We start from the raw sequence: 12,960 nt of genomic DNA, 5'->3' as shown, positions 1-12,960 counted from the left end.
GCATTATGCTGGCTTTTTAGTATTCACTGTATGCAAAGGATACAAATGATGATCTCCAAAAAACGAATTTTAACGTTAGCAATGGCTGGTTTACTTACGGCCTGTACCAGCCAAATTTCGATTAACGACGTGTTGCCGCAGCAAGAATTGGATCGCAGTATTTATTTAAGAGGGGATTTCACATTATGGGATGCCGAACCTCAATATCAATTTAAACAAGTCGGGCCTGCGCTTTACCAAGCCCAAGTTAAATTTTCGACCCCAGGTAAAGTGTACGAGTTTAAAATAGCGGATGCGGATTTTAGTGAAGGTTTTAACTGTGGCTACAGCGATTCACAGCCATCAGGGCAAAGCCTAACACTTGGCCAATCAACACGCGCCGATTGCAGCACTATATACAACTACTTTAGTTACACACCCGCAATAAAAGGCACGTACATAGTCAGCATTGACTTTAGTGACTACGATGAGCCAGAAGTAACGATAACTAAGAAGTAATTTTTACGTAGGTTGGGTTGAGTGCAGCGAAACCCAACATACATTGTTAAAAAACCATCTATACTTTTATTCTCTTTTTAATTATTTAGGTTAATCTTCATGCGCTATAGACGTGTGTTAGAGGCGGGCGGATGTTACTTTTTTACGATTAATTTAGAAGATCGAACTCAGCCATTGCTCGTTGAAAATATAGAGTTATTACGTCGCGTTTATTTAAAAGTAGTAAAAAAGCATCCAGTTCAGACGATAGCAATAGTTATCATGCCCGATCACCTTCATGCTATTTGGCAATTGCCTAAACACGATAATAATTATACAACTCGTTGGCGGCTAATAAAGTCGGGTTTTTCTCGAGAGTTACCACAAACTGAGTTCTGCAATAATAGTCGAATAGCCAAAGGTGAGCGTGGAATTTGGCAGCGGCGTTACTGGGAGCATAAAATACGAGATGAGCAAGATTTAGAAAATCATATAAATTATATTCACTACAATCCAGTTAAACATAAGTATGTTGCTAAGGTAAGTGATTGGCCTTTTTCAAGCTTTCATCGATACGTTAAAAATTCAATATTATCGCTCGATTGGGAAGGTGGTATTCACTTAAGCGAAATATATGATGAGTAAAGTTGTATAGATTATAAAATAGTTGGGTTTCGTAAAACTCAACCCAACCTACGCAGTCTTAAAGCCCTTTCTTCACCAAATACCTATACGGTGATTGTTCAACTTCTTTAGCCACTAGCGTGTGATCCATAAAAGCACAAAAGCTGGGAATATCGCGGGTGGTTGAGGGGTCGTCGGCAATAATAAGTAGTGTTTCACCGTCACTCATTTTACGAATAGCAGCGCGTACCATCATCACAGGCTCTGGGCAACGAAGGCCGATGGCATCTAATTGGTGATCGGGATTATCAAAGCTCATAAAAATTACCTGTAAAAATAGTCGCGGCTTGGTTAGGTCGGGTAGTTTAGCGCAAATAAAGCTGTTGGTTAACTATTTTACGTATAACAAAACAGCTCAACTTATTAATAGATAATCTGAAATAAGTTTAATGCACCCGATCACATTATTCATTTTAAACCTGCAAAAGCGGGTGGCATAAAAAAGGCGAACTAACTTGCGCTAGTTCGCCTTTTAATCACCAAGATGGTTTTACATATCAACACTAATTAGTCTTGAACACGTTCAAATACAGTAGCTATGCCTTGGCCTAAACCAATACACATAGTTGCTAAACCATATTTTGCGTTTTTGTCTTCCATTAAGTGAATAAGCGAGGTGCTAATACGTGAACCCGAACAGCCCAGAGGGTGACCAAGTGCAATAGCGCCGCCATTTAAATTCACTTTTTCGTCAACCACGTCTGCTAAACCTAAGTCTTTAAGTACAGGCAGTGATTGTGCTGCGAATGCTTCGTTAAGCTCAGCTACGTCGATGTCATCAATGGTAATACCGGCTTGTGCTAATGCTTTTTTACTTGCAGGTACTGGGCCGTAACCCATGATTGATGGATCGCAACCGGCAACAGCCATAGCACGAATACGTGCACGAATTGGTAAGCCCAATTCTTTTGCTTTCTCTTCGCTCATTACTAACATTGCTGATGCGCCGTCAGAAAGTGCAGAAGATGTGCCCGCAGTAACAGAACCCGTAGCAGGGTTAAATACTGGACGCAGCTGCGATAAACCTTCAACCGTTGTTTCTGGACGAATTACTTCATCATCTTCAACAAGGATAAGTGAACCGTCAGCATCGTGACCTTCCATTGCTAAAATTTCGCGGCGGAAACGGCCTTCAACTGTTGCAGCATGTGCACGTTGATGAGAGCGGTAAGCAAACTCATCTTGTTGCTCACGGCTAATACCGTGGATAGTAGCAAGGTACTCAGCAGTTAAACCCATAGAGCCAGATGCTTGTGCAATTGATGTAGCTAAGCCTGGGTGAAAGTCGTTTCCGTGAGTCATAGGTACGTGACCCATGTGCTCAACGCCACCAATTAGGTATGTGTCGCCAGCGCCAGTCATAATTGCGCGAGCAGCATCATGTAATGCTTGCATTGATGAGCCACATAAACGGTTAACTGTGGTTGCTGGCACTGAATGTGGAATGCCTGCAAGTAGAGATGCGTTACGTGCAACGTTAAAGCCTTGCTCTAATGTTTGCTGTACACAGCCCCAATAAATATCGTCAATTGACGCAGGGTCAACTGCCGGATTACGTTCAATTAAGCCTTTCATTAAATGAGCGCTTAAGTCTTCCGCACGTTTGTGTTTGAATACGCCGCCTTTTGAGCGACCCATTGGTGTGCGGATACAATCTACAATTACTGGATTATTCATGATATTAACCTTCCACCTTATAGAAAACACGGCCTTCTTCAGCCCACTTGCGAGTTTGCTCTGATACTTGGTAAATCGCACCTAGGTGAGCGTATTTGTCAGCAGTTGCTACAAAGTTAGCTAAACCTGTTTGATCTAAGTAACGGAACGCGCCGCCTCTAAATGGAGGGAAACCAACACCGTATACAAGTGCCATATCTGCTTCTTGAGGAGAAGCAACAATGCCTTCTTGTAAACAAAGTAGTACTTCGTTGATCATTGGGATCATACAACGGTCAATGATTTCTTGTTTATCAAATTCTTTTGGTGCGTCTGTAATTGGAGCAAGTAGTTCAATCGCTGTTTGGTCATGTGATTTTTTAAGACGACCGCGACGATCTGTTTCGTACTTATAGAAACCTGCTTTGTTCTTTTGGCCAAAACGTTTTTCGTTAGCAAAAACAGTCACTGGGTCTTTATCTGCACGTGCCATACGCTCAGGGAAACCGTCTGCCATTACGCCAGTACAATGATAAGCCGTATCAATACCTACAACATCAAGTAGGTACGCCGGGCCCATAGGCCAACCAAATACGTTTTCCATTACTTTATCTACTTTTGCAAAGTTAGCGCCTTCAACCACTAATTTGCTAAAGCCAGCAAAGTAAGGGAATAAAACACGGTTTACAAAAAAGCCTGGGCAATCGTTAACAACAATCGGTGATTTACCTAGTTTAAGTGCGTAATCAACCACGGCATTAATCGTTTTATCTGAGGTTTTTGCACCACGGATAATTTCAACTAATGGCATTTTTGGTACTGGGTTGAAAAAGTGCATACCACAGAAGTTTTCTGGCTTTTCAAGCGCTTCTGCAAGTAGGTCGATACAAATAGTCGATGTGTTTGACGTAAGTACCGTGCCTTCTGGCATATTCTTTTCAAGATCAGCAAGTACGGCTTGCTTCACTTTAGGGTTTTCTACTACGGCTTCAACAATAATGTTGGCGTTTTGTAGGTCTGCATCGTTAAGCGTTGGCTTGATTTTGCTAAGCGTTGCTAGCATTTTTTCCATCGGCATGTGGCCGCGCTTCACTTTTGCACCTAATAGTTTAGATGCTTCACCCATACCTAAATCTAGCGCATCCTGTTGGATGTCTTTCATTATGATTGGTGTGCCTTTATAAGCAGACTGGTATGCAATACCGCCACCCATAATACCTGCGCCTAATACTGCCGCTTGTTTAATTTCTACATCGCTGTGTTTAGCAAATTTACGTGCTTTACCTTTAATGTATTGATCTGCTAAAAAGATACCTGTTTGAGCAGCAGCTTCACTAGTACGTGCTAGTTTTGCAAAGTTGGCATTTTCAATTGCCATTGCTTCGGCGCGTGAGCTGTTTGCTGCTGCTTTAATAGTGCGAACTGCCATAACTGGAGCAGGATAGTGGCCTTTGGTTTTACCCATTACCATACCTTCTGCCATTGCAAAGCTCATGCCTTGCTCAACACGGTTTAATTTAAGTGGTTGTAACTTTACAGCGCGTTTTGCTTGCCAATCTAGCTTGCCAGCAATCGCTAATTCTAGTGTTGCTAAACTTGACTCTTGTAGTTTGTTGGCACTAACTACTGCATCAAATGCACCTACTTTTAGGGCGTCAGCAGCGCGATTTTCGTTACCTGTGGTGATCCACATCATCGCGTTATCGGCACCAATAATGCGCGGAAGACGCACTGTACCGCCAAAACCAGGCATTATGCCTAATTTAACTTCTGGTAAGCCCATTTTTGCTGAGTCACTTGCAACACGATAATCGGTAGCAAGTGCCCACTCACAGCCGCCGCCAAGCGCCAAGCCGTTTACAACACTGAGTGTTGGGAATGGTAAGTCTTCAATTGCATCAAAAACGTCAGTTGCATCTTTGATCCACGTTACTAATTCTGCTTCAGGCTTAGTAAAAGTAGGTAAAAATTCGAAGATATCGGCACCAATAATAAAGTGGTCTTTATCACTGGTAAAAATCATGCCTTTAATATCAGTGTTAGCGGCTAATTCTTTTAATGCTGCCGCGCAATCTGAAAGAGTTTGTTGAGATAATGTGTTTACAGAACCTGTAGCACAAAACTTAAACTCGGCGATGTTTTCCTTTACGAAGCTAACTTCAAAGGAATCGCTTTTATATAACATTATTATTCTCCCTAGTTGATGAACTAAGACTGGTACGATGAGTTCATATTCAGACCAGTGTGCTTGCTTTAAATTAAAAATGCAACGAAAAATTTATCTTGGTTACAAACGTCTGGTTAAAATATAGCTGGTTTGGTGCTAAGGTGGGTTTGAAAGTTTTCTTTATTCATTTTATTGCGCTGTCTTGGTGTTTATAGCTTGGGTTTTATCAAAGTAAATAAATAGAGTTACAGTGCCTGCGCTGTTTTTTATTTACCCATAGCTACACTCTTTGTCAGCCTTGAAGGTTACTATGCCCTAAAGGACATTATGAAAAAATATTTATTAAGCGTAGCGGCAGCGACTCTATTTTTATCTTTACCCTCTGCCAACGCAAATACTGAACTTGATGCATTTTTAGATGCAGAAAAACAAGCGCGCTATGGCGATTACAATAGCTTTAAAGAAGCGGTAGACTCATTGTCTCATCCACTTAAGCCCTATGTAGAAAAAGCCTTTTGGCAGCGTTACCCCAGTTTGAAGCATCAAACAGAAATAGAAAACTTCCTCACTATTTATGAGCACACGCCATTAGAGTGGCCAGTGCGTAAAGCATGGTTAAATTATTTAAAGCGCAGAAATAAAAAAGCAGCGTTTATTAAAAACTACCGTGAAACCTCTGACACTGAGCTTAGTTGTACCCACCTTACTTATCAGCTTGATTTAGGAGCGCCTAAAAAAGCAATACTCTCGCAGGTAACCGACATTTGGACGGTAGGCGAGTCACAACCTAGTGAATGCGACGGGCTTTTTAAGCGCTGGCGACAAAATGGTTATTTAACCCCTGATGTTGTATGGCAGCGTGTTACTTTAGCGGCACAAGGAGGCTCTTATCGTTTATTGCCTTATTTAAAAACCTTATTGCCAGCCAAGGAGCGTTATTTAGCTGATTTATATTCCAAGGTAAGGCGCGATCCTAGTGCTGCTGCAGGCCTTTACCGTTATAAACGTAAAACAGCCAAAGAAGGGGAAATAGCACTTTATGGTATTAAACGCTTAATTTGGCGTGATAAAGAGTTGGCATTAAAGGCGTGGCAAAAAATTGAAGGCATGTTTGACTTCGCTGATGATGAAAAAGCAGACGTATATTATACCTTTGCACTGTCGTTGGCGTCGAGCGGCCATAGTCAGGCGAGCTTTTATTTAAATAAAGTCCCTAAAGCGCGTCAAGATCGCAAATTAATGCAATGGCAGCTAGCCAATATGTTAAAAACGCAAGATTGGGAAGGCATTGCGGCATTTTTTACCGGAAAAGAAAACCTTAGCTTAGGGCAGCAGTATTGGCTTGCTTATAGTTATGACAAACGCGCAGAGCATGAAAAAGCCAAGGCAATTTGGAGTAAAGTAGCCGCTAACCGTGATTATTACGGCTTTTTAGCCGCCGCTCGTTTAGGGTTACCGGTTGATTTAAATGAGTTGCCAGTCAATGTAAATCAAGCTTTAGTAAGGAGAGTCAGTAATGCGCCAAGCTTTAAGCGTGCCAAAGCCTTGTATGAGCTTGAGCGATTTACAGCAGCCCGACGTGAATGGAATTATTTAACCAATACCTCTGAAGATGATGAAAAACTGGCAGCATCAGTACTCGCGGCAGAACTTGATTGGTTTGATAGTACAATATTTACTCTAGCAAAAATAAAAGCATGGGATTATGTTGATTTGCGTTTTCCATTTGCGTTTCAAGACATGTTTGAGCGCTACAGTAAGCGTAGCAAAATTGATTTAACCTGGAGTATCGCCATTGCGCGCCGAGAAAGCTCATTTGCACCCGATGCCCGTTCTCACGCAAATGCGCGTGGGTTAATGCAGCTATTACCAAGCACCGCAAAATATATTAACAAAGGCGATGTATCTAACCGTCGATTGTATCAGCCAAAAACCAATATTCGACTTGGCACCCGTTATTTACAGTATTTAAAAAAGAAAAATCACGGTAATGAGGTATTGGCAACAGCATCTTATAACGCCGGGTATCACCGAATTAAGCGCTGGTTACCAGAAGAAGCAATGCCTGCAGAGTTATGGGTTGAGCTTATTCCATATAGAGAAACCCGAGATTACGTAAAAAACGTATTTGCGTATCGGCAGGTTTATCATACTCGCCTTGGCCGAGAAGGTAATTTACTCGCGCCACTATTAGAGATGACCATGGGCGGGTAGTAAAAATAAATCTACAACAGCAGAGGGATATTTACACGGTAACTATCCCTCTTTTTTGAGCGCTTTGTTTATAAGTGGTAGACTCAGAGCAAGTTAAATTTAACAGATGGGTTTATTATGGAAAAATTAGCCGTATTATACGCCGAACATATTGCAACATTGCAGCAACGTACACGTACTATTTGTGAGCAAGAAGGGTTAGAAGGATTAGTCATTCATTCAGGCCAAGCTAAGCGCCAATTTTTAGATGATATGTATTACCCGTTTAAAGTTAACCCCCATTTTAAAGCGTGGTTACCGGTTATTGATAATCCGCATTGCTGGATTGTGGTAAATGGTAGCGATAAGCCAAAGCTTATTTTTTATCGTCCGATTGATTTTTGGCATAAAGTACCTGATGAACCAAGAGATTTTTGGGCAGAGTACTTCGATATTGAATTGTTGTTAAAGCCTGATCAGGTTGAAAAGCTACTTCCTTATGACAAAGCTAAGTTTGCCTACATTGGTGAATACCTAGAAGTGGCCCAAGCACTTGGCTTTAGCATTATGAATCCTGAGCCAGTACTTAACTATATTCATTATCACCGCGCTTATAAGACGCAATATGAACTTGAATGTTTACGTAATGCGAACTGTATTGCAGTAGATGGCCACAAAGCGGCGCGTGATGCGTTTTTTAATGGAGGTAGCGAGTTTGATATTCAGCAGGCCTACTTAATGGCAACGCGTCAGAGCGAAAATGAAATGCCATATGGCAACATTGTCGCCCTAAACGAAAACTGCGCTATTTTGCATTACACCCATTTTGAGCCAAAAGCACCGCAAACATATAACTCATTTTTAATTGATGCGGGCGCTAACTTTAATGGTTACGCTGCAGATATTACCCGTACCTACGACTTTAAAAAGCAAGGCGAGTTTGCTGATCTAGTTAAAGCAATGACGGCGCATCAAATTGAGTTAGGCAAAAGCTTAAAACCAGGTGTACTGTATGGCGAGCTACATATTGACTGCCACAACCGCATTGCACAGTTACTAAGTGACTTTGATATTGTTAAATTACCTGCAGCTGAAATTGTTGAGCGTCAAATTACCTCAACCTTCTTCCCTCATGGCTTGGGGCATCATTTAGGTGCACAGGTACATGATGTAGGTGGCTTTATGCGTGATGAAACCGGTGCACATCAGGCACCACCAGAGGGTCATCCATTTTTACGCTGCACTCGCTTAATTGAGAAAAACCAAGTGTTTACTATTGAGCCAGGTTTGTACTTTATTGACTCTTTGTTGGGTGATTTAGCACAAACAGACAACAAGCAGTTTATTAACTGGGAAAAGGTAGAAGCGTTTAAACCATTTGGCGGTATTCGTATTGAAGATAATATTATTGTTCACGAAGACAGCCTAGAAAATATGACGCGTGATTTATTACTCGACTAATTAATAACAGTTTATATTATTCACGAAAGGGGCCTATTGGCCCCATTTTTAATTTAACAGCCAAGTAAGCGCTATGTCAGAATATAAATACCCAGCCGACGATGTTTTTCATCAAGAAGAAATTAAAAAAAGTACCTTTATTGTGCATATAGGCCACACGCCCGATTTAAACTCAGCGAAAGCCTTTATTAAAAATATTGAAGAAAAATACAGTGATGCACGCCATAATTGTTGGGCACATGTTGCGGGTAATCCTGGCGGAAGCCATGTTTATGGTTTTTCTGACGATGGAGAGCCAAATGGCACCGCAGGTAAACCTATGCTCAACGTGCTAGTGGGTTCTGGCTTAGGTGAAGTAACCGCTGTGGTAACACGGTATTTTGGTGGGATAAAGCTTGGTACCGGTGGATTAGTTCGTGCTTATGGTGGCTCACTTAATAATGCCTTAGCAAAATTACAAACCGTGGTAAAAATACCAAGCATTGAGCTGGTTGGCTTTAGTGAATACAGTATGCAAGGCGCAATAGAACAGCACTTAAAAAGCAACTTTCAGGTACTTAATATTGAAAAGCAGTTTACGGCAAATATTGAGTGGAGTATCACTATTGATAGCCGCCAAGCACAACAAGCATGCAAAGATATTTTTGATTTAAGCCACGGCGCAGTTGAGTTAACAATCAAAGAGTAATAATCTTACATCCATCCTATTTAATCACTAAAGATTAAATTTTCGAGTCATATAGTAGTTATTTTAATTTACTAATAAAAAAGCGATACGCTCAATGCAATTTCGTACCATCATAAAAATTCTTGGCCAACTGGTCGCGCTATTTAGTATTACAATGGTGCCACCAGCACTCGTGTCTTTAATTTATAAAGATGGTGGCGGTGTGCCGTTTGTTTTAGCCTTTATATTTAGCGTTATTATTGGCTTAATGGCTTACTATCCAAATAGGCATGAGCATGGTGATTTAAAAGCACGCGAAGGCTTCTTAATTGTGGTTTTGTTTTGGCTGGTACTAGGGGCGTTTGCGTCATTGCCGCTAATATTTTTACAAGAACCCAACCTCTCTTTGGCCGATGCAGTGTTTGAAGCTTTCTCAGGCTTAACTACCACAGGGGCGACCGTATTAACTGGCATAGAATACTTGCCTAAATCGGTATTATTTTACCGCCAGCAATTACAGTGGTTTGGTGGGATGGGGATCATTGTATTAGCAGTAGCCATACTGCCAATGCTTGGTGTCGGTGGTATGCAGCTTTACCGAGCTGAAATTCCAGGCCCAGTAAAAGACTCCAAAATGACCCCGCGTATTGCCGATACAGCTAAGCACCTTTGGTATATTTACGTATCTATTACTCTGGCGTGCACTTTGGCGTATTGGAGCGCAGGGATGAACTGGTTTGACGCTATATGCCATGCCTTTTCTACGGTGGCTATTGGTGGTTTTTCTACTTATGACGCGTCAATGGGGCACTTTGATAGCCCTGTAATCAACTTTATTTGTGTGTTCTTTTTAATTATAGCCGCTATTAACTTTTCACTACATTACGCTGCTGTAGCAAGCCGTAATATTAGCGTGTACATTCGCGACCCTGAATTTAAAGTATTCTTGTGTATTCAGTTAGCGCTGGTGGTAATTTGCTTTACTGTGCTTTCGTCTCATGATGTTTATGCAAATGGTGATGAAACCCTCGATCAGGCGTTGTTTCAAGCGGTGTCTATTAGTAGTACTGCTGGGTTTGCCACAGATAATTTTTCAGCTTGGCCGTTGTTTTTACCTATTTTACTTATTTTTTCGAGCTTTATTGGCGGCTGTGCGGGTTCTACCGGTGGCGGTATGAAAGTTGTTCGCGTGTTTTTGTTGTACTTGCAAGGAATACGAGAGCTTAACCGCCTAGTACATCCTCGAGCTATATATTCAATAAAGCTCGGTCGTAAGGCCTTACCTGACAAAGTAGTTGAAGCGGTATGGGGCTTTTTCTCAGCTTATGCACTAGTCTTTATTATTATAATGTTAGCGTTAATGGGCACAGGGTTAGACAACATTACCGCATTCTCTGCGACAGCAGCCTGCCTTAATAACTTGGGCCCAGGTTTGGGTGACGTAGCCTCTCATTATGGTGCGATTAGTGATGCCGCTAAATGGATACTAACAGTCGCTATGGTATTCGGTCGGTTAGAGATATTTACACTGTTAGTATTATTTACCCCAACATTTTGGCGTGGATAATGTTTTAAATATTAGGAAGGAACTATGCAAAAAACCAATTTGGAAAAGTTAAACCAAATCGTCACCGGTGGCATAGTCGATGTAGAAATACTGACACCAACCAGTAGCCGACGTGTAAAAACGGAGTTTATTGGTTTATTAGAAAACAAATTTATCATTTTAAACTATCCCAGCGCTAAGCGACTCCCCATGGCAAGTGATTACCTGCGTGATGGTGTTATGGTAGTGGTAAGAGCGCTTATAGAGGGCAGTGGCGGGCACGTGATTGCGTTTCGTCAGCAACTTATGTCTGTTGCCTCTCACCCTGCTAAATTGTTGTTTATTCAATATCCTTCACAAGTGCAGTTGTTTGGGCTGCGCTCACAAGCACGCATACCCACGTTGTTTCCTGCTAAGTTAACATTAACCGATGAGCAGCCTCCCTTTGAAGGGGTTATAAAAGACATTTCGCTCACCGGGGTTATGTTTGATATTAAAACAACCCAAGAACTCGATGAGTTAAAAGACATGCGCTGTACGGTTGTATTTGATGGTGATACTAAGCATGAGGGGCAAATATGCAGTGTAAAAAAACATGCTAGCGGTATCTGTTGTGGAATTCGATTATTTGCCAGTGAAGAGCAAATGAAAGCGCTAATGGGGGATCATTTTATTGACCCTAGTGCGCTTGAAGTTGAAATAGTTTAGGGCATATCAAGTTGAACAAGCTTCTATTATAAGTTCAGTATACTCACGTGATTTCGTCATTTTGCAACAAATAGCCTTGTGCGGCTGTAAATTTTCTACGTCACCTTAAATTTATTTTTTAAACTGTTTAAAAACAGCAGCTTAAATTTGTTTTTTAATTTTAATTTTTTATTTATAAAAAAATAAATCTCAACTCACCTTCCTTTTTGTTTAATTAACTTGCTTTGTTAGTGGTTTTTCACTGATCGTGTGGTGTTTTTATAAAAACCAACCCATTGTTTTTTAAGGTTTTAATTTTATCGTTTTATTCCGTGTTGCTAAAAAGCAACAAAATAATGAGTAAAATAACGCCACCCAAAGCTATTTTAAGTTTAACTTATTGAAAATAAATTGCTTTTTATTGTTGGCATCGAAGTTGTAATAGTCAGGTTGTATTGAACGAAACGTGATTTAAAGTAAAACACTTAATCGCATAAAACATAAACTTTGAAGGAAGATTGATTATGAAAAGCATTAATAAAACTTTAGCACTTATCGCATTGGCTTCTTCATCAGCTGCTTTTGCAGCAAGCGACTTTGATACGCTAGACGTTGACGGCAACGGCGCGATCAGTCAAAGCGAAGCATCAGTTGATGCAAAACTAATGAGCGTGTTTTCAGAGCTTGATACAGACCAAAACGGTGAGCTATCAAAAGAAGAGTTCTCTAAAGCATAATCCTAAGCTATTAAACTTTGGGAGCTAAATCTCCCACATTATTTAAACGATTTTAAGGAATACTCATTATGAAAACATTACACAAAACATTCGCACTTATCGCATTGGCTTCTTCATCAGCAGCTTTTGCTGCCAGCGATTTTGATACACTTGATACCGACGGTAACGGTGCTATTAGCCAAAGTGAGGCATCAGTTGATGCAAAGCTAATGAGCATGTTCTCAGAGCTTGATACAGACCAAAACGGTGAGCTATCAAAAGCAGAATTTTCTAAAGCATAAGCTAAGACTAGGCATATTCTGAGTTGCCAAAGACAACCTAAGTAGGCAAGGGAGCCTATGAAAAAGAATGACAAGGACGGTTATAGCCTGATATTTCCAATAGCACAAAGCATTACATTTTGAAGGATTAAATTATGAAAACATTACACAAAACATTCGCACTTATCGCGCTAGCTTCTTCATCAGCAGCCTTTGCCGCTAGCGACTTTGACACAATTGATGCCGACGGTAATGGGGTTATTAGTCAAAGCGAAGCTGCTGTAAATGCTGATTTAACGGCCGCATTTACTGAGCTTGATACTGACGGTAATGGTGAGCTTTCTAAAGCTGAGTTTGCAAACTTTTAATTTTTAACTTTTTTCATTGCACAGGGATCTCAGAAAAGGATTTCCCTCTTTAAGGAG

At 40.9% G+C, this 12,960-nt stretch carries 13 protein-coding genes; 10 read left to right on the top strand and 3 right to left on the bottom strand.

Annotated features, from left to right (window positions below):
- The first annotated feature begins 48 nt into the window (after positions 1-48).
- Positions 49-498 (top strand): hypothetical protein, encoded by a 450-nt coding sequence (locus AB8618_RS15810; protein WP_413402894.1) that lies wholly within the window; start codon positions 49-51, stop codon positions 496-498.
- Positions 499-597: 99 nt separating this feature from the next.
- Positions 598-1,122 carry an REP-associated tyrosine transposase gene (locus AB8618_RS15805; protein WP_409424272.1) on the top strand — a complete coding sequence of 175 codons (525 nt, stop codon included), beginning with the start codon at positions 598-600 and terminating at the stop codon, positions 1,120-1,122.
- Positions 1,123-1,180: 58 nt separating this feature from the next.
- Here AB8618_RS15805 and tusA read toward each other — a convergent pair whose 3' ends face one another.
- The 3 genes from tusA to fadB all read right to left on the bottom strand — a co-directional run bounded on the left by tusA (position 1,181) and on the right by fadB (position 5,002).
- Positions 1,181-1,420: a sulfurtransferase TusA gene (tusA, locus tag AB8618_RS15800; RefSeq protein ID WP_413401012.1), complete on the bottom strand. Its 240-nt coding sequence runs from the start codon at positions 1,418-1,420 to the stop codon at positions 1,181-1,183.
- A gap of 248 nt (positions 1,421-1,668) precedes the next feature.
- Positions 1,669-2,838, bottom strand: coding sequence for an acetyl-CoA C-acyltransferase FadA (fadA, locus tag AB8618_RS15795; protein WP_413401011.1), 1,170 nt, complete (start codon positions 2,836-2,838; stop codon positions 1,669-1,671).
- 4 nt (positions 2,839-2,842) lie between these two features.
- Complete coding sequence (fadB, locus tag AB8618_RS15790) at positions 2,843-5,002, bottom strand: fatty acid oxidation complex subunit alpha FadB (protein ID WP_076920143.1); 2,160 nt, start codon at positions 5,000-5,002, stop codon at positions 2,843-2,845.
- Positions 5,003-5,311: 309 nt separating this feature from the next.
- Between fadB and AB8618_RS15785 the strand changes: the two genes are divergently transcribed.
- From AB8618_RS15785 to AB8618_RS15750, 8 genes are all read left to right on the top strand, one after another.
- Positions 5,312-7,198 (top strand): transglycosylase SLT domain-containing protein, encoded by a 1,887-nt coding sequence (locus AB8618_RS15785; protein ID WP_413401010.1) that lies wholly within the window; start codon positions 5,312-5,314, stop codon positions 7,196-7,198.
- Positions 7,199-7,315: 117 nt separating this feature from the next.
- Complete coding sequence (gene pepQ, locus AB8618_RS15780; RefSeq protein WP_413401009.1) at positions 7,316-8,638, top strand: Xaa-Pro dipeptidase; 1,323 nt, start codon at positions 7,316-7,318, stop codon at positions 8,636-8,638.
- A gap of 73 nt (positions 8,639-8,711) precedes the next feature.
- The gene (locus tag AB8618_RS15775) at positions 8,712-9,326 is read left to right on the top strand and encodes a YigZ family protein (protein ID WP_413401008.1); all 615 of its coding nucleotides are present in this window, start codon (positions 8,712-8,714) and stop codon (positions 9,324-9,326) included.
- Positions 9,327-9,420: 94 nt separating this feature from the next.
- On the top strand, positions 9,421-10,872 hold the full coding sequence (locus AB8618_RS15770) for a TrkH family potassium uptake protein (protein ID WP_010392733.1): 1,452 nt from the start codon (positions 9,421-9,423) through the stop codon (positions 10,870-10,872).
- Positions 10,873-10,896: 24 nt separating this feature from the next.
- Positions 10,897-11,559: a flagellar brake domain-containing protein gene (locus AB8618_RS15765; protein WP_054202927.1), complete on the top strand. Its 663-nt coding sequence runs from the start codon at positions 10,897-10,899 to the stop codon at positions 11,557-11,559.
- Between the two features lie 503 nt (positions 11,560-12,062).
- Positions 12,063-12,275, top strand: a complete 213-nt coding sequence (locus AB8618_RS15760; protein ID WP_413401007.1) for an EF-hand domain-containing protein — start codon at positions 12,063-12,065, stop codon at positions 12,273-12,275.
- Positions 12,276-12,343: 68 nt separating this feature from the next.
- Positions 12,344-12,556: an EF-hand domain-containing protein gene (locus tag AB8618_RS15755; protein WP_008112939.1), complete on the top strand. Its 213-nt coding sequence runs from the start codon at positions 12,344-12,346 to the stop codon at positions 12,554-12,556.
- A gap of 134 nt (positions 12,557-12,690) precedes the next feature.
- Positions 12,691-12,903, top strand: a complete 213-nt coding sequence (locus tag AB8618_RS15750) for an EF-hand domain-containing protein (protein ID WP_036980747.1) — start codon at positions 12,691-12,693, stop codon at positions 12,901-12,903.
- The last annotated feature ends 57 nt before the right edge of the window (positions 12,904-12,960 follow it).

This window comes from Pseudoalteromonas sp. RW-H-Ap-1 (assembly GCF_048318575.1).
In the GTDB taxonomy this organism is placed as follows: Bacteria; Pseudomonadota; Gammaproteobacteria; order Enterobacterales; family Alteromonadaceae; genus Pseudoalteromonas.
The sequence above is the reverse complement of the archived record's forward strand: the minus strand, read 5'-3'. Positions and strand labels throughout refer to the sequence as shown.